This window comes from Streptomyces lichenis (assembly GCF_023218175.1).
GTDB classification, from domain to species: domain Bacteria; phylum Actinomycetota; class Actinomycetes; order Streptomycetales; family Streptomycetaceae; genus Streptomyces; species Streptomyces lichenis.
Map to the genome: position 1 here is coordinate 147379 of NZ_JALPTH010000005.1, position 22763 is coordinate 170141.

Consider the following 22763-nt stretch of genomic DNA (forward strand, 5'->3'; position numbering starts at 1 on the left):
GAGGTTTCCCCGCGGGTGAGGCGAGCGACGATAGGAAGGGGCGCCACCACCGCCCCGGGCCGCACAGAGGACGGAGACCCCGTGTCGAGCGCATACGACGAGCCGAACACCGAGCCGGCGACCGAGGCGGGCACCGCATCCGCCGGGGCGGCGACCCGGGAGGCGATCGACGCCGCCGAGGCGCACGGCGCGCACAACTACCACCCGCTGCCGGTCGTCGTCTCCACGGCGGACGGCGCCTGGATGACGGATGTCGAGGGGCGGCGCTACCTGGACATGCTGGCCGGCTACTCGGCCCTCAACTTCGGCCACGGCAACCGCCGGCTGATCGACGCGGCCAAGGCGCAGCTGGACCGGGTGACGCTGACCTCCCGGGCGTTCCACCACGACCGGTACGCGGAGTTCTGCGAGCGGCTGGCGGAGTTCTGCGGCATGGAGATGGTGCTGCCGATGAACACCGGGGCGGAGGCGGTGGAGACCGCGGTCAAGACCGCCCGCAAGTGGGGCTACCGGGTCAAGGGCGTGCCGGACGGGCGGGCGCGGATCGTCGTCGCGGACGGCAACTTCCACGGCCGTACCACCACCATCGTCAGCTTCTCCACCGACCCGGAGGCCCGGGAGCACCACGGCCCCTACACGCCCGGCTTCGACGTCGTCCCGTACGGGGACCTGGCGGCGCTGGAGGCCGCGATCACCGAGGAAACGGTGGCCGTGCTGCTGGAGCCGATCCAGGGCGAGGCGGGCGTGCTGGTGCCGCCGCCCGGCTACCTTCCGGCGGTACGGGAGCTGACCCGGCGCCGCGGGGTGCTGTTCGTCGCGGACGAGATCCAGTCCGGGCTGGGCCGCACCGGGCGGAGCTTCGCCTGCGAGCACGAGGGTGTCGTCCCGGACATGTACCTGCTCGGTAAGGCGCTGGGCGGCGGGGTGGTGCCGGTCTCGGCGGTGGTGTCCAGCGCGGAGGTGCTGGGTGTGCACCGGCCGGGCGAGCACGGCTCGACCTTCGGCGGGAACCCGCTGGCCTGCGCGGTGGCGCTGGAGGTGCTGGCGATGCTGCGCACCGGCGAGTACCAGGAGCGCGCCGCCGAGCTGGGCGACCATCTGCACCAGGAGCTGGGGCTGATGGTCGCCGACGGCACGGTGGCGGCGGTGCGCGGCCGGGGCCTGTGGGCCGGTGTGGACGTGGTGCCGGGTCTGGGCAGCGGCCGGGAGGTGTCCGAGCGGCTGATGGAGCGCGGGGTGCTGGTGAAGGACACCCATGGCTCCACCCTCCGGATCGCCCCGCCGCTGGTGATCTCCAAGGAGGACCTGGACTGGGGGCTGGAGCAGCTGCGCCAGGTGCTCGCGGACGCCGCCGCGCGCTGAGCCGCCCGCCGCTCCTCCTGGGGCGGGTCAGAGGATGACGTGCGGCAGGAAGCGGGCGTACTCGTCGGTGACCAGGTCGGCCGACTCCCGGATGCCGAGCCCGGCGGCCTCGTCCTCAACCACCCAGGCGCCGAGCACCGTCCGGTTGCCGTCGAAGTCGGGCAGCGGGGCCAGCTCCTGGTAGCAGCAGGGCTCGTCCCGTACGGCCGGGGCCTCACCGGGCCCGTGCACGGTGACCCCGGCGCCCTCGCGGCCCAGCAGCGGCTTGGCCACGTACCCGGGGCCGCCGGGATCGGCCAGCTCTCGTGGGCCGTCCAGATAGGCGGGCAGCAGGTTGGGGTGGCCCGGGTACAGCTCCCAGAGGATCGCCAGTAGCGCCTTGTTGGAGAGCAGCATCTTCCAGACCGGCTCGATCCAGCAGGTGGAGCCGGTGCCGCCGCCGTTGTCGAGGGTGGCGAGGACATGCGGGCCGAACCGGTCGGTGGTCAGCCACTCCCAGGGGTAGAGCTTGAAGCAGCTGCGGATGAAGCGCAGCTTCTCGTCCACGAAGCGCCCGGTGATCCGGTCGAAGCCGATCCGCTCCACCGACAGCGCCTCGGTCTCCAGCCCGGCCTGCTCGGCGGTCTCGCGCAGATACGCGACCGTCATCAGGTCCTCGCCCAGCTCGTCGCCGTCGCTGTGCGCGAAGTGCACCGGCCCGGGCGGCAGCAGGTGCTTCTGCCGGCGCCAGGCCTCGACCAGCCGCTCGTGCAGCGAGTTCCACTGGTCGGCGCCGGGGAAGCGCTCCTCCATCCAGAACCATTGCGGACTGGCCGCCTCCACCAGGGAGGTGGGGGTGTCCGCGTTGTACTCCAGCATCTTGGCCGGGCCGGTGCCGTCATAGCGCAGGTCGAACCGCCCGTATACGGACGGCAGTTCGGCGCGGCGGCGCCAGGCCTCGGCGATCAGGCGGACCAGTCGGGGCTCGGTGATGCCGAGGTCGGCGAACCGCTCCTTCTCCACGATGTGCGCGGCCGCGGCCAGGCACATGGTGTGCAGCTCCTCGACGACCTCCTCCAGCGCCTCGACCTCGGGCAGCGAGAAGACGTAGTAGGCGCTCTCGTCCCAGTACGGGCGCAGCGAGCCGTCCGGGTAGCGGGTGAGCGGGTAGACGCAGCCCTGCTCCTCGACGGTCTGCTGCCAGCCGGGGCGCGGCTCGATGGTGTGGCGCTTCATGGGTCGGCTGGTCCGGGCTCAGCCGCCGCCGGACCCGGAGCAGCCGAAGCCGCCGCGGTCCACGGCCGCCTTGTCGAAACTGCCGCCGGACACCTTGCCCTTGCTGCTGGAGCCGCCGTAGTAGTACGCGCCCCGGCTGCCGCTGCCGCCGTCGTCGCAGTCCTCGCGGGAGAGCTCCTTGCGCGTCTGCCGGTCGGCGCAGCGCTTGTCCGGCTCGGAGCCGCAGGAGGTGAGGGCCACCGCCATCAGCCCCATGCTGCCCAGTACCACCGTGCTCGACCTCAGCCTGCGCATCGCAGTCCGTCCCTCCCCGTTGTGGCGCGTCCGGCCCCCGTGCCGTTCCGGCCGTCCGCACACCCTAGAGGGCGGCCCACCGCCCCCGTAAGCCCGGTCCCGGCTCCGCCGAATCCGTCTGCTCGCCCGGCGGCCCTTCACACACCCCGCGCCACCCGTTTCTCAGGGCAGCGCCCGGCAGAGCGCCTCCAGGGCGCCGGACCAGGCGCTGTCGGTGGGGGTGGCGTAGCCGACGACCAGGCCCTCCCGGTCGTGCGGCACCGCGGGGTGGCGGAAGCGGCTCAGGCCCTGGACGGCAAGCCCCTGGTACGAGGCGGCCTGGACGACCGAGGCCTCGGTGCCGGGCGGGAGGTCCAGCACCGCGTGCAGCCCGGCCGCGATGCCGCTGACCCGGATGTCCGGGGCGCGTTCGGCGAGGGCGGCGACCAGCTGGTCGCGGCGGCGGCGGTAGCGCAGCCGGCGGCCCCGGATGTGCCGGTCGTACGCCCCGGAGGTGATGAACTCGGCCAGGGTGAGCTGGTCGATCGCGCCGCCGGCCCAGTCCGACCACCCCTTGGCGGCCAGCACCTCGCCGATCAGCCCCTGCGGGAGCACCATCCAGCCCAGCCGCACCCCGGGCGCGAGCGACTTGCTGGCGGTGCCCAGATAGACCACCCGCTCGGGGTCGAGGCCCTGGAGGGCGCCGACCGCCTGCCGGTCGTAGCGGAACTCGCCGTCGTAGTCGTCCTCCAGGATCAGCGCGCCCTCGGCCCGGGCCCAGTCCACCGCGGCCGCCCGCCGGTCCGGGGGCAGCGCGCCGCCCAGCGGGAACTGGTGCGCCGGGGTGATCAGCAGGGCGCCCTGGCGGGCCAGTTCGCCGGTGCGGGTGCCGTGCTCGTCGTACGGGAGGGCGGGGGTGCGCAGCCCGGCGCCGGTCAGCAGCTCCCAGTGGACGTCCAGCCCGTACGACTCCACGGCCACCTCCCGGACCCGCCGGTCGGCCAGCACCCTGGCCAGCAGCCGCAGCCCGTGCACGAAGCCGGAGCAGACCACGACCCGGTCCGGGTCGGCGTGCACCCCGCGGGCGCGGGCCAGATAGTCGGCGAGCGCGGTGCGCAGCTCGATCCGGCCCCGGGGGTCGTTGTAGCCGAAGGCCTCGTTGGGCGCGGCGTTCAGGGCCCGCCGGGCCGCCTTCAGCCATGCGGCGCGCGGGAAGGAGCCCAGGTCGGGGGTGCCCGGGTGCAGGTCGTGGGCGGGTGGGCGGCGCGCCGGGGTGTGGGTCAGCCGGGTGGCGCCGGGCGGGCGGCTGCCGACGGCGGCGCGGCGGCCGGTGAGCGGGACGGCACGCTGGGCGACCCGGGTGCCGGAGCCCTGGCGCGCGGTGAGCCAGCCCTCGGCGACCAGCTCCGCGTAGGCGTCGGCGACGGTGTTGCGGGCCACGCCGAGGTCGGCGGCGAGCGTACGGGACGAGGGCAGCCGGGTCCCGGGCGCCAGCCGCCCGGTGCGTACGGCCTCCCGGAGCGCGTTCATCAACCCCGAGCGGAGCCCCGCCCCGCCCAGGTCGAGGTGGAGGTCGGTCCCGAAAGTGGCCCAGGATTCCGTCATGGAAATGGACCATACCCCTGTGCCACACCGCACCTAGGCTCATGACCATGACGACGAACACCGCACAGGACGACAACGGCGCGCAGGGCGACAACGGCAAGCTCCCCGAGCACACCGCCCGGCTGGCGTGGGCGCAGCACGCCCCGGAGGTCTACAAGGCGATGGTCCGGCTGGACGCGGCGGCCCGTAAGGGCGTGGACCCGGTCCTGCTGGAGCTGGTGAAGATCCGCGCCTCGCAGCTGAACCACTGCGCCTACTGCCTGGACATGCACACCAAGGACGCGCTGGCCGCCGGGGAGTCGGTGGACCGGATCATCCAGCTGAGCGCCTGGGAGGAGTCCCGGCACTTCTACACCGCCAAGGAGGTCGCCGCGCTGGAGCTGACCGAGGCGATCACGGTGCTCACCGACGGCTTCGTGCCGGACGAGGTCTTCGAGAAGGCCGCCAAGGAGTTTACCGAGCCGGAGCTGGCGCAGCTGATCGCGGCCATCAACGTGATCAACGCCTGGAACCGTTTCGCGGTGACCTGCCGAATGGTCCCGGGCCACTACACCCCGGGGCAGTACAAGAACGGCTGAGGTGGGCTGCCCCGGGCCGATCGGGGGGGAGCGGGGACGGTCGGGCGGACCGGGCCCGTCTTCTGCCCCGCCGGGGGGGCTGAGGCGGTCGGATCCCGGCCCGGAGGCGGGCCGAGTGCGCCGCGGGGGGGGCTGAGGCGGCCGGGTCCCGGGCCCGGGGGGCCGCGTGTACCTGACGGTCGCGCTTGCCGCCGTACGCCCCAGAGGCGCGGGCGGGCCGGGTGTGCCGCCGCCGGGGACGGAGATCGGCCGGGGTCCCGGCCCGGAGGGACGGGGGTCCGCCGGGGGTTCGGGGCTCCGCCCGTTGTGCGCCCGGCGGCCCCGGCCCGTACACCCGCGTGCCGCCCGGCTCACGGGCACGGTCGCCGGGGCTACTCCGCCGGCCGCAGCTCGTACCGTACGTTCTCCGCGTCGGCGGACACCCGCTGGAAGCCGGCGCGGGCGACGACCGCGTGGGAGGCGGCGTTGGGGTGGTCCACGGTGGCCCGCACCAGCCGGACCGCCGGGTCGGTGAGCGCCCGGCGGACCAGGGCGGCCAGCGCCTCGGCGGCGTAGCCCCGGCCCCGGGCGGAGGCCACCACGTCGTAGCCGATCTCCACCGCCCCCTCCTGGTCGGGCGCGGCGTGGAAGCCCACCCCGCCGACCGCGCGGCCGTCCTCGGCGCGGACGATGGCGTACGAGCCCCAGCCCGGCCGGTACGAGCCGTCCTCGTAGGCCTTGACCACCATCCCGCCGGCGAACCGCGTCCCCTCCTCCGGGCCGCCCTCGGCCCAGTGGAACCCGCCGCTGCCGCCGCCGTGCAGATCGGCGCCGTCGGGCGGCGAGATCTCGCAGAGCAGCAGCCGCTCGGAGCGGACCGGGTCCGCGTACCAGCGCCAGACGGACGGCCGGGCGGTGCCGTCCCCGGCCTCCGCGCGGCCGGTGGCGTGCAGCAGCACCGTCCACGGGTCGGCACCGGCCGGACGGTGGGCGTGCGGGAACAGCCGGTCCAGGACCCGGTCCACGATCCGCTCGCACCGCCCGGCCGGCGGCCGCCAGCCGGTGCCGGTGAGCGCGGTGACGATGTCATGGGTGTGCAGCAGCGCCTCCAGGATGCCCATCGCGGCGAACCCGTCCGGACCGGCGTCACCGTAGGGGTGCCAGGCCCGGACGTCGGCGGGGGTGGTGCGGACCACGGCGGAGAGCAGCCCGCCGGTGGCCCCGACGATCCGGACCAGCCCCCGCGCGTCGGTGCCGGGCCTGGCGACGATCTCGTAGGGCGCGTACCCCTCGGCCGAGCGCCCGGTCAACTGGGTGGCGTAGCCCGCGAAGTCGCTCGCGATGTGCACGGCCGTCTTCCGGCAGCTCCACTCCAGCCCGTGCGCCGCCTCCGCCCACTCCTGCTCGCCATCCCCGCCCCCGCCCGCGACCGCGCTCAGCGCCTCCACGGTGACAGCCACCGCCACGTCCACGTCATCCGCCCACTCACCCATGATCGCCATGGCCGTGACCCTAGGGGCCGGGCATGGTCTCGGCCACTGAATTCCCTTGCGCCGTGCGGCTGATCGGTGATCCTGGTCGGGACGGTGATCACCCCTCCCCGGAAGGACCTACGCATGTCCGGCTCCGACTCCTTCGCCCGCGTCGACCGGGTGGGCCCGCCGCTGACCGGCGGCGAGCGCGAGACGCTCCGCGCGTACCTGGACTACCACCGGGCCACCCTGGCCATGAAGTGCGCGGGCCTCGGCGACGAGGAGCTGCGGCGCCGCACCATGCCGCCGTCCACGCTGTCGCTGCTGGGCCTGGTGCGGCACATGGCGGAGGTGGAGCGGGCCTGGTTCCGCCGGACCATGGCGGGCGAGGCGGAGCTGCCGCTGGTCTGGTCGCCGGAGGGGGACTACCAGCGGGCCTACGACCCGGAGGGCTCGACCGGTCCGGAGGCGTTCACCGCCTGGCAGGCCGAGGTCGCGGAGTCCCGCCGTATCGAGGACGCCGCGCCCTCGCTGGACGTCACCGGCGAGAACAAGCGGTACGGCTGCGAGGTCTCGCTGCGCTGGGTGATGCTGCACATGATCCACGAGTACGCCCGGCACAACGGGCACGCCGATCTGCTGCGCGAGGGCGTCGACGGGGCGGTCGGGGTGTGAGGGCCTTCCGGGGGGAACCGGCGGCGCTGATCTCCAAGGGGCGTCCCATTCCGCTGTTCCAGGGCGACCGTGTCGCCCCTGCTCACCGCCTGTCCCGGCGTTCCAGCGTCCCGGGATGACCGGTTTCCCTGGCGGGTGGGACGGATCGGCCCACACGCTCGGAAACGCGCACAGGACACCTCACCCACCGCCCACCGGACGGAGCGCTTCCGCTGCGGTGCGGTGCCGGCGGACGGAGGTCGTCCCTGTGCCACCCGATCCCGCATCCTCACGTGAGGAGACCCAGCAATGCACTTAGCGCCACGCCCCCGCCCCACGTCCCGCTCCGGACCGCGCAGGTCGCGGTTGGCGGCGACCCTCACCTCCGCGCTGCTGACCGTCGGCCTGCTGGTCGGTGCCGCGCCCGGCCCCGGCGGTCACCCGGCGCGGGCGGCGGACGGCAAGCCGTCGGGGACGGCGCGTCAGGCCGATGACAGCCTGCCGTTCGCCACGAACAACATGGAGGGTTCCAACGGGGGAATCCGCTGGACGGGCGAAGTCGGCCCGCTCACGGAGCATCACGAAGTCATCGCCCTCCAGGAGGTCGGCAGCGGTCCGCCCACCGAAGCGCGCGGCACCCAGTCCGAGTCGATCCCCATCCCTCCCGATGTGACGCGCCCCGCCGGCCTGCCGCGCTTCGTCAACCACTCGCAGTGGCAGTACGGACGCCGCAGTGCCAACCCTCCTCGGCACGTCTACTACCTCCAGACCGACCCGCGGCACAGCCGGGAGACGGGACAGGACCGCTGGGTGGGCGGCCGGGTCAACCTCGCGGTGGTCACCCATGAACCCGCGACCGAGGTCCGTGTCATCGAGAACCCGCTGTACAACCCGAGCGAGACCAACAACGCCTACCGATTCCGTCGCGCCCTGGGAGTGCGGATCGGTGACACCTTCTACTACAACGTGCACGCACGCGGCTCCGACGTCGGCGGCCTGCTCCAGGGCATCCGCGACGCGACCCGCCCCGGCGAGCGGTGGGTCATGTTCGGTGACTTCAACCTCGACATCCGCAACCGCACCGACGAGGAGGCCCGGAACCGGAGCCTCCACCTGCGCGACGACGAGCTGCTGGTCCGGCCGAACCGCGCCACCCACCAGAACGGTTCCGAGATCGACTACGCGATCACCCACGGCCTGGGCCGCCACAACGCGGACATCCCCTCGGGGCGCGGCCCGGACCACTACCCCGTCCAGTTCGAACCGGCCCCCACTCCGGTGCCGGCCGCGCCCGACGGCGAGGCGCACGCCTTCTCCTCCGCCCTGGAGAACGCCGGGACCGGGTGGGTGATGAACGCATCGACCGACGGCAGGGTGACCACCACGGCGGATCGGTACAACGACCGGCAGCGGTTCCGTATGGAGACCGTACGGGGACACTGGTACCGCTTCCGCGTCGGCCAGAGCCCCGACGGCGCTTCCGGTGCCCGCGCTGCCACCGCCGCTTCCGGTGCCCGCGGTGCCGCCGCCGCTTCCGGTGCCCGCGGTGCCGCCGCCGCTTCCGGTGCCCGCGGTGCCGCCGCCCAGGAGGCGGCGCCCACCGGGTGCCCCGGCCTGAGCCCGTGGCTTCAGCTGGTCGTCACGCTCCGCTCGTGTGACGCACCCGAAGCCCAGTGGCACTCCGAGGACCTGGGTGCCCCTGACGGCGCGCTGCGCTGGCACAACTCCGCCAACCCGGCGCTGTGCCTGACCGGTGCGGGCCAGGGGGATGCCGTTCTGGCGATGCCGTGTGGCGACAGCCGCCGCCAGCAGTGGGTGGACTCCTCCCGCGCGGTGCCCGACAGCGTGTGGGAGACCGGTGAGAGCAGGGTCCGGCTGCGCGCGTCGAACGGCCTCTACCTGGCCGCCAAGGACGATGCCACCGGCGACGACACCCCACTGACCGTCCACGGCCGGGACCAGAGCGAGCGATGGGACATCGAGTACGCGGGCGAGGGCGACAACATCGCACGGCTCAAGGGAGAGGACAGCGGCAAGTGCGCCGACGTCCTGGACAGCGAGGACGCCGGAGAGGGCACGGCCGCCGTGCTGGGCGACTGCGGCACCGGCAACAGCGTGAACGACGGCACGGGCCGCCGCTGGGTGGCGGAGACCTACGGCGACGGCACTCTGCGCCTGCGCAACACGGCTACGGGTCTGTGCATGGTGCCACCGCTGAAGGAGGCGCACTACGTGACGGTCCGCGGGTGCGACGACGAGGCGCGGCAGCGTTGGACGGTCGAGCAGTGACGTCGTAGCCACGAGGTGAACAGGCCCGGGGTCCGGACCGGTTGCGCAGGCAGCCGGTCCGGGCCCCACTCGCGGAGCAGCGCCTCAGGACAGCTGCTCGTCGTAGTCCGGCAGCTTGAAGCCCCGCTCGTAGTTCTTGTACTCCAGGTCGCCGGGCCGGTTGCCCACGTTGGCGATGAGCGTGTAGCCCTCGGAGACGAACTGCTTGCGGCACCGGATCTTCACGTCCACCGCGTGGGATTCGTTCTTCTTCAGGCAGATCGCGGTGATGGCCGGGTAGCCCGCCTTCTTCAGCGCGGAGAGCGCCGAGGCCTTGCCGCTCTCCTTGCGGGCGGTGGCGATCAGGATCGGCACCCCGTGGCCGGCGGCGGCCTTGGCGAACTCCAGCACCGGCTTGTTGGGGGCGCCGGGGTGGTACTCGGTCTCCAGCGAGGTGTTGTCGATGTCCAGCACGACCGCCAGCTTCGAACCGCCCTGCCGCACCCGCTCGTCGAGGTACGGCACCGAGGGGTCCATGACCTTGCGGACGTCGGCCTGCCAGGTCTCGTAGCTCGGCAGCTTGGCCGCGGCGGAGCCGGTGGCGGCGGAGGCGGTGGCCGGGGCGGCGGCCAGGCAGAGGGCGAGCAGTCCGGCCGCCGAGGCAGCCGCCTTCCCGATCTTCGTACTCATGTCGTCGTCACTTTCCATTTCGCTTCCCGCGCCCGCGTCCTGCGACACCGGCCGGGAAAGAGGCAGAGGGGGAGGCCTCGTCGGACGGAATCCCGGACGAGATCCCGACGAGGCGCTGCGATGGAGTGTGCGAGACGACGCTAGCAACGCGGTAACAGAAAGTGTCACCCGTCCGACCGCGACAAGGATTCACAGTTTTGACGCGCGGCGCCGGACATCGCTGCCGCCACGGGCCTCGATTCCACAGATCCTCCCGGATCCGCCATATGCCAGGAGATGCCGAATTTGCCGGGGCCGAAGTCCAGACCAATGGCGTGTACGCGGCCGGACGCGTTGAGTTCCAGGTCCCGTACGGCCTTGGGCACCACCTCCCCGAGACGGGTGGTGAGCTGCCGGCACCGGACCGGGAGCGCGGCAGGATGGAAGCAGACCTCCAGCACGCATTCGCGCACCGGCCCCCGGAAGTACCGCGAGCTGCGATCCCCGCCCACCATCCGGCCATCGCCGAACGGGCCCCGGGGCCGAACGCAGACGTACTCCACCAGGATGGTCTCCCCCCGGCGCAGCGGCCGCTCGAAGAGCAGTTCCGTGGCGACCAGCCCGGAACGCGGGTGCCCGGCCACCCGGCCCACCCGGCAGTTGCGCACCCGGCTCACCGACGCCGGACTCCTCGGCCCGTCCCCCCAGTCCATCACCGTCAGCAGCCGGTCCGGCCCGTCCTCCTCGGCCCGCAGCACGATCCTGCTGTGCTTCTCCCCCGCCCTGCCGTCCGGCCCGACCAGCACCCGGTCGTGCACGCTCAGCCGCCGCAGCGCCCCGCTGTCCGCGCACCCGGCGAACGGCGCCAGCACCTCGGCCGCCTCGGGCCGGGTGGCGGCCCACACCTCCGCCGTCGCCGGCAGCCGCTCCGTCAACGTACGGCGCCCCCGCGCCCTGGCCGGCTCCAGCAGCCCCCGCAGCCCGTCCTCCGGCACCCCGAGTACGGCTTCCAGCCGGCGCAGCGCCCGCAGCGACTCGGGCCGCTCGGGCCGGCGCCGCCCGGACTGCCAGGAGCTGAGGGTGGCGACGCTCAGCCCCGTACCGTACCGGTCCAGCCGGTCCCGCAACCGGCCCAGGCTCAGCCCCCGCTCCGCGATGGCCACCCGCAGCGCGTCCGCGAACGGCCCCCGCTCCAGCAGCCGCTGCAACTCCTCCGACGGCGTTCCCGACGGCGTTCCCGACCGCGTGCTCATACCGCCTCCCCTGACGCCTGCCCGGGCCACTCCCAGTCGACCCCGTGCACTCCCGGAAGGCAACGGTCCGGCACCAGGTGCACGGTGTGCGAGGCGTCCGGCACCAGCCGCTGCCCGCGCCTCGTCGGCGCCCCGACGTGCTCGCGGTAGTACGGGCGGCAGACCGCCGGAAGCGCCCTCGGGTCGAACCGCACATGCAGCAGAAAGGCGCGCAGGGTGGCCGGCACCCGGCGCTCGTAGTCGTGCGAGGGGGTGGTCGCCCCGGCCATCCGTACGGTGTAGTCGACCACCGCCGTCTCGTTGCGCACCAGGCTCCGGCCGAACAGGATGTCCGCCGTCAGGCAGCCCAGCTCCGGCAGGCAGGTCACCCGCGCCGACTCCCCGTACCGCACCTCGAAGGCGATGTCCCCCTCCGGCAGCACCAGATCGTCCATCGCCACCACCACGCTCAGCTGGGACACCCCGCTCCGCCGCGCCTTCACCACGTGGGTCGTCGCCAGCTCGCACACCGCCCGATGCCGGTTCAACGTCACCGTCGTGTGGATGACCGTGGACTGCAGCCCCTCGTTGAAGTGCGCGAACCGCTCGTCACCGAGCGCCTTCCGCAGATACGGATCGTCCGCGTAGACCCGGCGCCGCACCTCCGGGTCGTACCGCGCCGCCCGCCCACGCGGACGGCGCGGCGCCAGCAGCGAACTCAGCGTCCCGTGCGGCAGGTCGAGCAGCCCCTCCAGCGCGTCGACGGCCCGCAGCGACTCGGGCCGCTCGGGCTGGCTGCGCCCACTGCGCCAGTAGCTCAGCGTCGCCAGCCCGACGGTTATCCCCTGCGCCCGCAGCCGGTCCCGGACACGCTCCAGGGGCAGGTCCCGTCTTCGCAGGGCGGCCGCGAACACGGCGGCGAAATCGCCGCGCTCGCCCAGCCCATTCGCCGATACAGAGGAATTCGCAATACATGGGGCATCTGACGGATCCGGGGGATTCGGAACGGTCGGCATGGTTCTTCCGGTTGCGTGGGGGAGGGCACCCGTCCGCCCGCGCGGGGAAAGACGCAGGCCAAGGGCATGGGCCGAAGGAAAGCCCTCACCCTATACGCCGACCCCTTACACCGACCACTTTCACACCAATTGCCAATAACTGTGAAAACCCGCCCCCGCCGCACCCCTTGAACAACCCCTCCCCCTGCGCCACAGTCATTCCACGGCGAAGCCCCCCACCTTCACCGCCCGGGCACGTGCCGGCCCTTCACCGAGCCGGCGCCTACCCAGCCCCGCTGCCCGCAAGGGCCGGCACGCGCCCGTCCCACCTGGGGGGCCACCTGCCGTCCCGCCTCTCGGGCCCGCGTCACGACGCCTCCCCCACCTCCCGCATCGCCAACTCATGCCGGTGCCGCCTCGGCAGCTCGCCACACGCCATCGAGTAGTACGCGAGCGCCAGATCGGCGAAGTCCTCGGCGGCCTGCGGGTCCTCGGCCACCTCGATCACCGCCAGCGGCCAGTACAGGTTGACCAACCCGTCAAACTCTCCACCGGTCCCGACCATGAGCAACTGCCGGTAGAACCGCGCCCGTTCATCGACCCGCAGCGCCTCCCCCACCCCCTCAACCGTCCGCACGACCTCCGGCCCCCGGTAGCCGGTCTCCTCCTGCGCCCGTCTCACGCTGTCGTGCCAAATGCCCACAACGGCTCTCCCCTCTCATCGATCCGTCTGCCATCACCAACGAGCGAGGCCTTCGGGGGCTTCGCCCCGATCCATATCCCGACGGTTCAGCCGGCGCCCGCGCCCTCGATCAACTGCCGATGCACCAACTGGAGTCCATCCGGCAGCGCGTCCACATCGCACCACCGCGCCTCCAGGATCTCGAAGTCGTCCAGCTTCAAGGTCCCGCCCACATACCGCGCCTCATACGCCACCTCCACCCGGAGCCGGTAGCCGCTCTTCAGCCACACCAGCCGCCCGGGCTCCACATCCAGCCCGGTCTCCTCCTTCACCTCCCGAACGACCGTCATCCCGAACTCCTCGCCCCTGCGGGCGAACCCAGTCGGCAGCCCCCACGGCCGCTCCGGCGCCCACATCCGGTGCCGCAGCAGCAGCACCTGCCCCTCGTCGTTCCGCACCACCCCGGTGACGCCCACCATGAACGTGGCATGCGCGAACCAGAGGATCCGCCACTGCAGGGGTCCTCGGATGAGCCGCCACACTCGGGCGACAAGTCGGTTCACGGGATGGCCTCTCGGTCGTTTCGGCGGGAGCACCACAGCGCTGCCCCGCCGATTACACCTCGCCGCCAGTTGCCGTCCGACACATCGATGAGCGCCCGTACAACTGGCATCAGCTTGGACGAGCTCACGTCGGGAAAGCCAAGGGCAGCACTCGCGCTCTCCATCTGTTGCCAGGCCACTCTGCGTTCGTCGCAAGCCTGGTTATACGTGAGGACGGCCGACTCCTGGCCACCCGCCGGGCCGACAACGGCACCTGGGAGGTCCCGAGCAACGTGCTCGACCTCGCCGACTCTCCCGAGCACGGGTGTCGTTCGCGAGGTCTGAGAGGAGACCGACATCCGGGACGAGGTGGACGAGCTGACCGGGGTGTACAAGAACACCGTGCGCGGAGTCGTCGCCCTGGTTCTTCCGCTGCAAGCCGCCTGGCGGCGCCGAGCGCACCTCGGAGGAGTCGACCGCGGTCGACTGGCTCGCCCCGCGGCAGGTCTCCGACCGCATGGCCGAGGTCCACGCGATCCGCCTCCTTGATGCCCTGGACGGTAACGGGCCTCACGTGCGGAGCCACGACGGCAAGCACCTGATCGCCGCGCGGTAGGAGTTTCCCTACTTCATCAAGGCACCCGCCGCGCACATGCGGCCCGTCGCCCGGACCTGCGCTCCCCCCCTCTGCCCCGCCACGATCCCGGGCACAGTCGGCCCGCCTACGGTTCGGGTTGATGGACGGGGCACCGAGCGATGGAGCATCCCTCACGGACAAGCCCCCGGCGGGGGCGCTCAGGCTCCGGGACGATGGGGGCTCCGTATACGGGTGCCAGCGCGTAGGTGGCTGGGCTGGGGACTTCCGTCCCGTCCGCCATCGACCCAGGACAAGCCGAGCCGTCCTTGTCCAGAGGGGCGCTCCCCTTGGAGGTCCGACACCGCGCCCGCTCCACGTATGCGTGGGTCGACTGCACACGGGAGGTGAGGTGGGGTGAACAGTGAGTTGGCGAGTGACCCGCAACGGCAGCGGATCATCGCGCCCCACCTGTCTCGACCGCTTGGAAAACGGACCACAGATCTTGATCACGAGGTAACAGGCACATCAAGGTCAGCCTTGGAGACCGCGGAACTCCGGCGAGCCGACACGAGCGGGATCTCACGGGCTAGGCGTCCCGCGCCGCACTGTCTCGGGAAAACCTTCGGTTTAGGCGGTGCTGACGCGCAGTTCAAGTCTATGCTACCCGCATGAGTGCGCACCGGCCGTGCCTATCCACGCCCTGGGGGGCTGCATGTATGTAGAGCGAGTAGCGCTGAGGAATATCAAGGGGTTCACTGAGGCGGAGCTAGATTTCTCAGGGGACGACGGAAAGCATGCGGGTTGGGCTGTAATAACTGGTGATAACGGGTCAGGGAAAACCGCTTTTCTAAAGTCTATTTGCATGGCCGTCCTAGGGCCCGACGATTCTCGGGTTCTTATTCCAGATCTACGTGGATGGGTTACCGAAGGGGAAGATAGCGGGTCAATCTCAGTCGAAGTGAAACCACATCACGACTTCGACCGAACAGCCAAGGGTGGGTTCCGCGTCCAGAATACGTTCTGGGCAGAAATCGAATTCAAGCGGGAAGGCGAATCGTGGGCAATCTCTTCAGCTGATGTTTACAGGAACAAGAAGAAGGGGGCGTTCAATGGGCCTTGGTCCGTTGGCACTCCCGGATGGTTCTCGCTGGGGTACGGACCATTTCGCCGCCTGTACGGAAGCTCTCCCGACGCTCAACGGCTTATGGTAATCCCTGGCCGTGTGCCGCGGTTTGCAACTCTCTTCAAGGAAGATGCGACACTCGGCGAGTGCGAACAGTGGGTGAAGCAACTCAACTATAAGAAGTTGGAAGAGCAAGAATCTGAGAAGATTGCACTGGACGGTCTTCTTGAGATTCTAAACGACGATTTCTTGCGGCAAGGAGTGTCGGTTCGAGGGGTCAACTCAGAGGGGATTTGGTTGACAGATTCAGCCGGACGGAACATGCCTCTTGCGGACATGAGCGAGGGGTATAGGTCTGCTCTCGCGATGCTCATCGACATTTTCCGACACATGGTAGATGTCTATGGAGCAGTCGATCTAACAGCCAAAAGCGAGGATGGGTCGTCGTATGTAAATCGCCCCGGTGTCGTAGTTATCGACGAGGTCGACTCGCACCTGCACCCGGCCTGGCAGCGGGAGATTGGCTTTTGGCTGAAGAAGCACTTTCCGCTAGTTCAATTCATTGTTACGACCCACAGCCCCTTGGTGTGCCAGGCCGCTGATCGCGGTCGCATCTATCACATGGCTCAGCCGGGATCGGGCGAGCTGCCGTTCCGACTCGACGAAAACGACTTCAACCGAGTAATCGCAGGAAAGCCAGATCAGATTCTCATTTCGCCAGCCTTTGGCATGCCTCACACTCGATCACCCAAAGCTGTGATGGCGAACCGACAACACTCTCGGCTCCGCGCAAAACAGCTCTCGGGAAAGCTTAGCAAGAATGAAGAGCGAGAGCTGGAACAACTTTCTCTTTTCGCTGATTGATCGGAGAGAAGTGCGAAAGATCGACAGGGGGGAAATCCCTCTACAGGCGCGTCAAGAGCTCTTCAGGCGCCAGCGAGTAGTGAGCTCTCAGGAGAAGGCTAGGCTTGAGTGGGACAAGTATCGAAGGTCGGCGAACTGTAGACCTGTCATCGATGCCCTGAGAACTGCGGTAGGTATACGTCAAAGGTGCCTATACTGCTGCGACTCCCGTTCGGCTGACGTTGACCACTTTATCCCGATCGGCGTAGACTTTACGAAGGCATTCAAGTGGTCCAACTTCATTTGGGTTTGCCCTGAGTGCAATAGAAGGAAAGGGAAGAAATTTCCTATTGACTCAATGGGGGTGCCGCTAATTATCGATCCGACTCGAGTTGATCCGTGGGATCATCTGATCTTGGATACGGCCACAGGGTACCTGGCCCCTCGTTTTGTCGAAGATGATTTCGACCCCATGGGTGAGGCTACGCTTGACGTGCTTTCGTGTATAAACTTCGAATCGGTCACTGAAGGCCGTAAGCGGATAATTCGTCGCTATTATGAGGCAGTCAACCGAGTCTTGGAGGCCAATGGTTCCCCTAGACAGCTCGCTGGCCTTATGCGCGAGGTCAAAGAAGATGAGTACGGTGTATCCACATGGTTTGCACTCCGGGACGGTGCAGCCGAGGATAAGTTCCTTCAGATGAAGGAAGACTTCCCTCGCTGCTGGCGCGCTTTTGTGCGAGTCGCGATGTTGAACTAGGCCTCGGGATCACCGTCTTCCAGGAGTAGATTTCGCCACGGGCTGTGTACACGCCAGGGTGTATCGGGGAAAGGGACCGACACGGGTCGCGAGGAGGCCATTGGCGAGAATCCAGCTACCCGGGCACTCAGCCCAGTGCGCTACCGCCCTCTACGGCCTTGGTAGCCACCGGCACGGCCGTCGCTGACCGTTCCGGCGGGAGCTGCCGGTCAGATGCTGCTGACGACCCTGCCGTCGGGGCCAACGTGTACACAGACCGACGCTGTGACCAAAACTTTCCTTCGGACGGCGGGGATGAGCGGGCGCTCTCGTCAAGCGCCCGCGTGGAGCCGCCAGCCCGTCGACAGACAACGCCACTGCTCTACGGTGTCGCGCCCCAGGGGCCGGGCGCGGGGGCGAAGTAGGTGCCCGACTGGAAGGCCCCGGCAAAGGTCCCGGGGCCGTGTCGGTCATCGAGCCAGGCGCATACGCCCTTCACGTCTCCGCTGATCACGGCGGTCAGGAGGAGGTCGTGAAGGTCTTCTTCCTCCCCGGGCGCGAACTCGCCGAGGAAGGTCTCGTAGCAGCCGTTCACTGCCGCCTGATAGTGGCGGAGAGCTTTGACGTATCGGGCAGCCTCGGAGGTGGAGTCGGCTTCCGGCCCGTCCACCATGTCCTCCTCGGTCAGGGCGCCCGTGCTGTCGCGGAAGGCGAGTCGTGCCAGCACGTCGTCCGGTTCGCGAAGGCCGGCTCGGGCCGCCGGCTCGCGGGTGATGCGCCGGGCCTCGCGGTCGCAGGCGCCCTCCATCACCACTCCGAGGTTGCGGGTGTACCCACTTCCCTCAGGGTCGGCCGCGGAGTAGGACTGCCCGGTGAGACGGCGGAAGTTGATGCCGTACTGCGTGCGGGTCGGGGTGCCTGCCACGTCGATGTACCGCCGCCGAGAGCCGTAGTGCAGGCAGTCATGGGCGTACGCGCGCAGCAGGTCGAGCAGCGCTTGGTCGGCGTCTTCGGGGGTGTCCCCCTCCATGGGGCCGTACATGGTGACGACCGCGACCATCTGCAAGTGGCGGTAGCCCTGGTTCGGGTGGTGGAAGCCGCCGAACGCTCCCGGTCGTGACGACTCCGCCCCCACCAGTACGCGGTCCAGCGGCAGCATCTGCGTCAGGCCGAGCTCGGCGTAGCGGCAACGGGCGGCATACAGACCGCTGTGGAACACCGCCGTGTCGGCCCCGGCTTCCTGCCACTGCCGCAGGCGGCCGGCCGTGGCACGGAAGACGTGGTCGGGGTGGGCCGCCGTCAGGGCGGAGGGGTCGGACCGCAGAGCGGCCAGGGTGGCGGCGGCCCGTTCGCCGAGGACGGTCTCGTTGGGCGCCAACGGGGTCAGGAGGACGTGTCCTCGATGAGCCGCCGGTGGGAGTCCTGCATCCCCTCCGGGAGCGAGTCCACGCTGAACCACTGTGCCTCCAGGATCTCGAATCCGTCGATCTTCAGCTCGCCTCCGGTGTGCAGGGCCTCGTAGGCCACCTCCACCCGGAGCCGGTATCCGCTGTTGAGGCTCACCAGGCGACCGGGCTTGACGTCCAAGCCGGTCTCCTCTTTCACCTCGCGGACGATGGTCAGCGGGAACTCCTCGCCCTTGACCGCGTAGCCGGTCGGCAGACCCCAGGGGCGGTCCGGGGGCCACATGCGGTGTTTGAGCAGCAGGACCTGTCCGGCGTCGTCACGGACGACCCCGGTGACGCCCACCATGAACTTGGCGTGGGCGAGCCAGAGGATCCGCCACTGAAGGGGACCTCGGATGAGCCGCCACAGCCGGGCAACGAGTCGCTTCATGGGGCCGACCCTTTCGGTCTGTTGGGGGCGGTTCGGTGCCGCCCCTGATGCTGGGCACAACGCCGTCAGCTGCCGTCCGACACGTCGGCGCACGCTGACACCTCGGCCCACACCGCCTTGCCGAAGGGGATGTCGGCCACGCCCCAGGCCTCGGGGCAGAGGGCGTCGAGGATGACGAGCCCGCGCCCCCGGCCGCGCTCGTCGGAGGCGGGCCTTCGGCGGGGATGGCGGCGCACCGGGTCGTGCACCTCGACGCGGGTGCGCCGCTCGTCGGTATCCAGGACCAGACGGACGGAGTCCCCGGGCTCGGTGCCGTACCGGATCGCATTGGTGACCAGCTCGCAGGCGACCAGGACGACGGTGTCGATGTGGTCGGTGGATACGCCCGGGAGGTGGTATCCGACGTACTCGCGTGCGAACTGGCGGGCTGCCTGGGCGGATTCGGGATCGCCTGGCAGTACCAGGATGGGCGGCGGGCCGAGCGGCGGTGCACAGCAGGCGGTTACGGTGCCCTGTCGCGGTTCGTTCATGCGGTTCCCCTTGAGGGTGCGCTGCGCGGTCCGTCCAAGTGGACCGATCGGTTCTTCCGTTCAGGCAACACCCGCACGCACAGGAGCAGTACGGTCACCTGGGGTGTCGAAGGGTGTCGTTCCCGTGCCCCTACTGACGCGGAAGAGGCTGTGCAATGACCTCATCGAACGAACAGCTCGCACAGTGGCTCGATCGGTCGCAGATGAGCCGTGGTGAATTAGCCCGACGTGTGAAATTAAAGGCGCTGGCGTGGCGCCAACCCCACATCACACCGGATGCCACCCGCATTCGGTGCTGGCTCCAAGGCCAGACTCCGAGAGCCCCGTTGCCGGACGTTCTGGCCGCCGTGTTCTCGGATCACTTCGGATTCCGCGTCACAACCTACGACTTGGGGCTCGGAGACGGCGGCGCTGCCGAGGCGGCCCTCGTGTACAACTCCTCGTACGCGGCTACGGTGGAGGTCGTCGCAGACCTGGGGAGAGCTGACGTGGATCGACGTAAGTTCCTTGCCGCCGCGCCGTTCGCGGCCATCGCCGGAGTGGGACCGTCGCGGGACTGGCTGCTCAACACGCTCGACCAGAAGCCGAAGCCGGGCCCGCAGGTTCGGCTGGAGGACGTGTCCGCAGTGAAGAACATGTTCACCACGTTCCAGCGCATGGACATCTTCCAGGGTGGAGGCTCCGGACGGCCGGCGCTGGCGGAGTACATGAACCAGCACGTCTATCCGCTGCTGCGCCGTACCCACGGCGAGGAGGTGCGTCGGGCCCTGTGCGGAGCGACGGCCGAGCAGACCTATCTGCTGGGCTGGATGGCGTATGACAACGGGGAACACAGCGTCGCCCAGCGGTATTTGGTGCAGTCGTTGCGGCTGGCCGAGGAGTCGGGGGACGCGGCGCTGGGTGCGCATGTCCTCGCGGGCATGGCGGACCAGGCCACGCTGCTCGGGAACCCGGTCGAGGGTCGGCGGCTGGCTCAGGCCGGGCGCCAGGGTCTGCGGGACACGGACTCTCCCGCCTGTCTGGCCGACCTGTGGTGCCTGGAGGGGCGGGCACTGGCGCTGCTCGGAGAGAAGGCGGCGGCCGCGCGGGCGGTGGCGCGCTCCGAGAAGGCGTACGAGCGGGTCGATCTGGCCGGAGAGCCGGACTGGGCCGCGTTCATCGACCCGGCCTATCTGCACGGCGAGCACGCGAACACCTTCCGCGACCTGGGTGACCCGCAGTCGGCCGAGGAGCACGCCCGCCGCTCGATCGAGCATGCAGCCGGTCAGGGGCGGGCCCGCCGGGGAGCGATGTCGCAGGCCGCGCTGGCTGTCTCGCACTTGCAGCGGAATGACCTGGAGGCCGCCCATGGCACGGGAGTTCGGACGATCACGCTCGCTGGACGGGTGAAGTCGTCGCGGTGCGTGGAAGCGGTACAGGACCTTCAGAGGCGGATGCGGCCCTTCGGTCGGCACCGGCTCGTCGCGGACTTCGACGCGCGAGTGCGACAGCTGACCATGGCTGCTTGACGGGGGAGCCATCGGACTAGGAGAGAGCAGGACGTTATGAGCCACTGCGACGCCGCCACCCTTCCCGTGAGCTGGTGGAAGTCCTCGTACAGCGACAGCGGAGCGCAGTGCGTCGAGTGCGGCATCCTCGATGACCGCACCGTCGCCGTCCGCGACAGCAAGGACCCCCATGGGCCCGCGCTGCTCCTCCCCCGCGCCCACCTGGCCGCCTTCATCGCGGCCGTGGCCGACGGGCGGCTTCGCGGCGCCCGGTAGATCCGACCACTTGACTGCGGCCCGTCTCTTGTATCTGCGCTCTGCGCGTATGCAGGGGCGGGCTGTCAGTGCGTGCCCGCCGGTACGGTACCGGCTTGAATGGTCGATGATCGTGAGTATGGAGGGGAAGCGTGCCCGAGCGAGCCATGTCCGGTGTGCCTCCTGAGCAGGTGCACAGCGGGCACGTACGCGCGTGGCACCGGGAGGAAGGCTGGGGTGTGCTGGGCACTCCGTCTCTTCCCGAGGAGGTGTGGGCGCACTACTCGCTCATCGAGGCCGGGGGCGGGGGCTTTCGTGAGCTGACCGTGGGGGAAGCGGTCACCTTCACCGCAGAGCGAGCCGAACAGGACGGGTTTCATTGGCGGGCCGTGTCCATCCGGACTTCTGATCCGCAACCGCTGCCTCGGGACGGCCGGGACACCGAGGGGCCGGGCTTCACGTCCTGCCTCGACATCACCTTCGACTCCTGACCTTTCCGGGTGGAGACCATCCGGAAAGGTGGCACCGGCAGTCTCGGCGCGATCAGATCAGCCGTTTGATGTGGGGTCACTGCCGGAGGTCGCGTCCGGAGCCGGGGGGAAGGCGGCCCAGGACCAGTAGCCGGGTGGGAAGTCGTCGGGGTCGGTGGGCCGGGCGGTGCCCGGGAACAGGACCGGGGCGATGTCCGAATCGGGCCTGCGGCGCGGCGGGCGCGCCACCGTGGCCATGGCCATGATCGTCACCGTAGGAGTATCCGAACGGTCCTGTCGCTGTCTCGCGCATGGTTAAGCCTATGGCCTCGCCGGAGCAGGGATGGACAGCGGACGGCCCGCCCCCCGGCGCGGATGTGCGCGGGAGACGGGCCGTTCGTCGTCAGGGGGCGGTGGCTACTTCTTCGGGAGCCACTTGCGCCAGATCGGCTCGTTGGCCTTGACCCACTTCTCGGCGGCCTCGTCCGGGGAGAGCTTCTGGTCGGCGATCATCAGGGAGACCTCGTTCTGGTGCTCCTCGGACCAGTGGAAGTTCTTGAGCAGAGCAGCTGCTTCGCCGCCGTTCTGGGCGAAGTCGGTGTTCAGGAACTTCTGGAGGGGGGTGTGCGGGTAGGCGCAGGCGACCTTGTCGGGGTCGGCGTCGCAGCCCTCCTTGTAGGCGGGGAGCTTGACCTCGGTCATGGGGACCTTCTCGAACAGCCACTGGGGCTTGTACCAGTAGGTCAGGAAGGGCTTCTTCTCCTTGGCGAACTGCTTGATCTGGGTGATCTGGGCGGCCTCGGAGCCGGCGAAGACGACCTGGTAGTCCAGCTTCAGGTTCTTGACCAGGGCCTTGTCGTTGGTGACGTAGGAGGGGGAGCCGTCCAGGAGCTGGCCCTTGCCGCCGGACTCGGCGGTGCGGAGCTGGTCGGCGTACTTGTCGAGGTTGCGCCAGTCGGTGACGTCGGGGTGGGCCTTGGCGAAGTACGTGGGGACGTACCAGCCGATGTGGCCGGTGACGCCCACGTCGCCGCCGCGGGTGATCAGGCCCTTGTCCTCGATGTAGCGCTGCTCCTGCTCGGGGTGGCCCCAGTCCTCCATGATGGCGTCCACCCGGCCCTGGCTGAGGGCGTCCCAGGCAGGGACCTCGTCGACCTGGACGGTGTCCACCCGGTAGCCGAGCTCGTGCTCCAGCAGGTACTTGGCGACGGCCGTATTGGCCTGGGCGCCGACCCAGGACTGCTGGGAGAGGGTCACCGTCTTGGAGCCCTCGGCGGCGGCGAAGGGGGAGGACTGGACGGTCATGTCGGCGGCGCCGCAGCCGGTGGCCAGCAGAAGGAGACCGGCGGCCGCCATGGAGACAATGCGCCTGGGCAT

Annotated in this window: 23 protein-coding genes and 1 pseudogene; 10 read left to right on the forward strand and 14 right to left on the reverse strand. The window is 70.1% G+C overall.

The features are described from left to right. Positions 1-165: 165 nt before the first annotated feature. Positions 166-1362, forward strand: coding sequence for an ornithine--oxo-acid transaminase (gene rocD, locus M1O15_RS07140; RefSeq protein WP_248632542.1), 1197 nt, complete (start codon positions 166-168; stop codon positions 1360-1362). A 27-nt stretch (positions 1363-1389) separates the two neighbouring features. On the opposite strand, the gene M1O15_RS07145 is transcribed toward rocD, so the two are convergent. The 3 genes from M1O15_RS07145 to pdxR all read right to left on the reverse strand — a co-directional run bounded on the left by M1O15_RS07145 (position 1390) and on the right by pdxR (position 4455). After that, positions 1390-2577: a glutathionylspermidine synthase family protein gene (locus M1O15_RS07145; RefSeq protein WP_248632397.1), complete on the reverse strand. Its 1188-nt coding sequence runs from the start codon at positions 2575-2577 to the stop codon at positions 1390-1392. Between the two features lie 18 nt (positions 2578-2595). Next, positions 2596-2871 (reverse strand): hypothetical protein, encoded by a 276-nt coding sequence (locus M1O15_RS07150; protein ID WP_248632398.1) that lies wholly within the window; start codon positions 2869-2871, stop codon positions 2596-2598. A 162-nt stretch (positions 2872-3033) separates the two neighbouring features. Then, on the reverse strand, positions 3034-4455 hold the full coding sequence (gene pdxR, locus M1O15_RS07155; RefSeq protein WP_248632399.1) for a MocR-like pyridoxine biosynthesis transcription factor PdxR: 1422 nt from the start codon (positions 4453-4455) through the stop codon (positions 3034-3036). Positions 4456-4502: 47 nt separating this feature from the next. Between pdxR and M1O15_RS07160 the strand changes: the two genes are divergently transcribed. After that, positions 4503-5033: a carboxymuconolactone decarboxylase family protein gene (locus tag M1O15_RS07160; RefSeq protein ID WP_248632400.1), complete on the forward strand. Its 531-nt coding sequence runs from the start codon at positions 4503-4505 to the stop codon at positions 5031-5033. 371 nt (positions 5034-5404) lie between these two features. On the opposite strand, the gene M1O15_RS07165 is transcribed toward M1O15_RS07160, so the two are convergent. Next, on the reverse strand, positions 5405-6514 hold the full coding sequence (locus M1O15_RS07165) for a GNAT family N-acetyltransferase (RefSeq protein WP_248632401.1): 1110 nt from the start codon (positions 6512-6514) through the stop codon (positions 5405-5407). A gap of 114 nt (positions 6515-6628) precedes the next feature. Between M1O15_RS07165 and M1O15_RS07170 the strand changes: the two genes are divergently transcribed. Both M1O15_RS07170 and M1O15_RS07175 read left to right on the forward strand, forming a co-directional pair. Next, entirely contained in the window at positions 6629-7159 is a 531-nt protein-coding gene (locus tag M1O15_RS07170) for a DinB family protein (protein WP_248632402.1), read from the forward strand. Positions 7160-7447: 288 nt separating this feature from the next. Further along, a complete protein-coding gene (locus M1O15_RS07175; RefSeq protein WP_248632403.1) occupies positions 7448-9427 on the forward strand; it encodes a ricin-type beta-trefoil lectin domain protein in 1980 nt (659 codons plus the stop codon). An 84-nt stretch (positions 9428-9511) separates the two neighbouring features. Here the strand turns inward: M1O15_RS07175 and M1O15_RS07180 are convergent, their stop codons facing one another. The 5 genes from M1O15_RS07180 to M1O15_RS07200 form a co-directional block, all read right to left on the reverse strand. Then, positions 9512-10096, reverse strand: a complete 585-nt coding sequence (locus tag M1O15_RS07180; RefSeq protein ID WP_248632404.1) for an HAD family acid phosphatase — start codon at positions 10094-10096, stop codon at positions 9512-9514. A gap of 164 nt (positions 10097-10260) precedes the next feature. Next, complete coding sequence (locus M1O15_RS07185) at positions 10261-11328, reverse strand: helix-turn-helix domain-containing protein (RefSeq protein WP_248632405.1); 1068 nt, start codon at positions 11326-11328, stop codon at positions 10261-10263. Next, positions 11325-12221, reverse strand: coding sequence for a hypothetical protein (locus tag M1O15_RS07190; RefSeq protein WP_248632406.1), 897 nt, complete (start codon positions 12219-12221; stop codon positions 11325-11327). The genes M1O15_RS07185 and M1O15_RS07190 overlap by 4 nt, the downstream gene beginning before the upstream one ends. Before the next feature lie 448 nt (positions 12222-12669). Beyond that, positions 12670-12984 (reverse strand): hypothetical protein, encoded by a 315-nt coding sequence (locus tag M1O15_RS07195; RefSeq protein WP_248632407.1) that lies wholly within the window; start codon positions 12982-12984, stop codon positions 12670-12672. 107 nt (positions 12985-13091) lie between these two features. Next, the gene (locus M1O15_RS07200) at positions 13092-13547 is read right to left on the reverse strand and encodes an NUDIX domain-containing protein (protein ID WP_248632408.1); all 456 of its coding nucleotides are present in this window, start codon (positions 13545-13547) and stop codon (positions 13092-13094) included. A gap of 203 nt (positions 13548-13750) precedes the next feature. Between M1O15_RS07200 and M1O15_RS07205 the strand changes: the two are divergent. The 3 genes and pseudogenes from M1O15_RS07205 to M1O15_RS31815 all read left to right on the forward strand — a co-directional run bounded on the left by M1O15_RS07205 (position 13751) and on the right by M1O15_RS31815 (position 16829). After that, positions 13751-14142, forward strand: a pseudogene (locus M1O15_RS07205) (NUDIX domain-containing protein). Positions 14143-14788: 646 nt separating this feature from the next. Further along, the gene (locus tag M1O15_RS07210; protein ID WP_248632409.1) at positions 14789-16090 is read left to right on the forward strand and encodes an AAA family ATPase; all 1302 of its coding nucleotides are present in this window, start codon (positions 14789-14791) and stop codon (positions 16088-16090) included. Beyond that, positions 16047-16829, forward strand: a complete 783-nt coding sequence (locus M1O15_RS31815) for an HNH endonuclease signature motif containing protein (protein WP_372499374.1) — start codon at positions 16047-16049, stop codon at positions 16827-16829. Before M1O15_RS07210 ends, M1O15_RS31815 begins: the two co-directional genes overlap by 44 nt. A gap of 361 nt (positions 16830-17190) precedes the next feature. Here M1O15_RS31815 and M1O15_RS07215 read toward each other — a convergent pair whose 3' ends face one another. From M1O15_RS07215 to M1O15_RS07225, 3 genes are all read right to left on the reverse strand, one after another. After that, positions 17191-18186: a hypothetical protein gene (locus M1O15_RS07215; protein WP_248632410.1), complete on the reverse strand. Its 996-nt coding sequence runs from the start codon at positions 18184-18186 to the stop codon at positions 17191-17193. 5 nt (positions 18187-18191) lie between these two features. Beyond that, positions 18192-18644 carry an NUDIX domain-containing protein gene (locus tag M1O15_RS07220; RefSeq protein ID WP_248632411.1) on the reverse strand — a complete coding sequence of 151 codons (453 nt, stop codon included), beginning with the start codon at positions 18642-18644 and terminating at the stop codon, positions 18192-18194. Positions 18645-18709: 65 nt separating this feature from the next. Further along, on the reverse strand, positions 18710-19174 hold the full coding sequence (locus tag M1O15_RS07225; protein ID WP_248632412.1) for an ATP-binding protein: 465 nt from the start codon (positions 19172-19174) through the stop codon (positions 18710-18712). Positions 19175-19329: 155 nt separating this feature from the next. Here M1O15_RS07225 and M1O15_RS07230 point away from each other — a divergent pair, with 155 nt between their 5' ends. The 3 genes from M1O15_RS07230 (at position 19330) to M1O15_RS07240 (ending at position 21407) form a co-directional block, all read left to right on the forward strand. Then, complete coding sequence (locus M1O15_RS07230; protein ID WP_248632413.1) at positions 19330-20682, forward strand: NsdA family TPR-like regulatory protein; 1353 nt, start codon at positions 19330-19332, stop codon at positions 20680-20682. Between the two features lie 36 nt (positions 20683-20718). Beyond that, positions 20719-20937 (forward strand): DUF397 domain-containing protein, encoded by a 219-nt coding sequence (locus tag M1O15_RS07235; RefSeq protein ID WP_248632414.1) that lies wholly within the window; start codon positions 20719-20721, stop codon positions 20935-20937. Between the two features lie 131 nt (positions 20938-21068). Further along, positions 21069-21407 carry a cold-shock protein gene (locus M1O15_RS07240; protein WP_248632415.1) on the forward strand — a complete coding sequence of 113 codons (339 nt, stop codon included), beginning with the start codon at positions 21069-21071 and terminating at the stop codon, positions 21405-21407. A gap of 57 nt (positions 21408-21464) precedes the next feature. Here the strand turns inward: M1O15_RS07240 and M1O15_RS07245 are convergent, their stop codons facing one another. Beyond that, positions 21465-21650, reverse strand: coding sequence for a hypothetical protein (locus M1O15_RS07245; protein WP_248632416.1), 186 nt, complete (start codon positions 21648-21650; stop codon positions 21465-21467). A 153-nt stretch (positions 21651-21803) separates the two neighbouring features. Further along, positions 21804-22763 carry an ABC transporter substrate-binding protein gene (locus tag M1O15_RS07250; protein WP_248632417.1) on the reverse strand — a complete coding sequence of 320 codons (960 nt, stop codon included), beginning with the start codon at positions 22761-22763 and terminating at the stop codon, positions 21804-21806.

Excerpts from the sequence above, each read along its gene's own strand:
- M1O15_RS07145 (WP_248632397.1), bottom strand. The coding sequence starts at position 2,577 with ATGAAGCGCCACACCATCGAGCCGCGCCCCGGCTGGCAGCAGACCGTC.
- M1O15_RS07150 (WP_248632398.1), bottom strand. The coding sequence starts at position 2,871 with ATGCGCAGGCTGAGGTCGAGCACGGTGGTACTGGGCAGCATGGGGCTG.
- pdxR (WP_248632399.1), bottom strand. The coding sequence starts at position 4,455 with ATGACGGAATCCTGGGCCACTTTCGGGACCGACCTCCACCTCGACCTG.
- M1O15_RS07160 (WP_248632400.1), top strand. The coding sequence starts at position 4,503 with ATGACGACGAACACCGCACAGGACGACAACGGCGCGCAGGGCGACAAC.
- M1O15_RS07165 (WP_248632401.1), bottom strand. The coding sequence starts at position 6,514 with ATGGCGATCATGGGTGAGTGGGCGGATGACGTGGACGTGGCGGTGGCT.
- M1O15_RS07170 (WP_248632402.1), top strand. The coding sequence starts at position 6,629 with ATGTCCGGCTCCGACTCCTTCGCCCGCGTCGACCGGGTGGGCCCGCCG.
- M1O15_RS07175 (WP_248632403.1), top strand. The coding sequence starts at position 7,448 with ATGCACTTAGCGCCACGCCCCCGCCCCACGTCCCGCTCCGGACCGCGC.
- M1O15_RS07180 (WP_248632404.1), bottom strand. The coding sequence starts at position 10,096 with ATGAGTACGAAGATCGGGAAGGCGGCTGCCTCGGCGGCCGGACTGCTC.
- M1O15_RS07185 (WP_248632405.1), bottom strand. The coding sequence starts at position 11,328 with ATGAGCACGCGGTCGGGAACGCCGTCGGGAACGCCGTCGGAGGAGTTG.
- M1O15_RS31815 (WP_372499374.1), top strand. The coding sequence starts at position 16,047 with ATGAAGAGCGAGAGCTGGAACAACTTTCTCTTTTCGCTGATTGATCGG.
- M1O15_RS07220 (WP_248632411.1), bottom strand. The coding sequence starts at position 18,644 with ATGAAGCGACTCGTTGCCCGGCTGTGGCGGCTCATCCGAGGTCCCCTT.
- M1O15_RS07225 (WP_248632412.1), bottom strand. The coding sequence starts at position 19,174 with ATGAACGAACCGCGACAGGGCACCGTAACCGCCTGCTGTGCACCGCCG.
- M1O15_RS07230 (WP_248632413.1), top strand. The coding sequence starts at position 19,330 with ATGACCTCATCGAACGAACAGCTCGCACAGTGGCTCGATCGGTCGCAG.
- M1O15_RS07235 (WP_248632414.1), top strand. The coding sequence starts at position 20,719 with ATGAGCCACTGCGACGCCGCCACCCTTCCCGTGAGCTGGTGGAAGTCC.
- M1O15_RS07245 (WP_248632416.1), bottom strand. The coding sequence starts at position 21,650 with ATGGCCATGGCCACGGTGGCGCGCCCGCCGCGCCGCAGGCCCGATTCG.
- M1O15_RS07250 (WP_248632417.1), bottom strand. The coding sequence starts at position 22,763 with ATGCCCAGGCGCATTGTCTCCATGGCGGCCGCCGGTCTCCTTCTGCTG.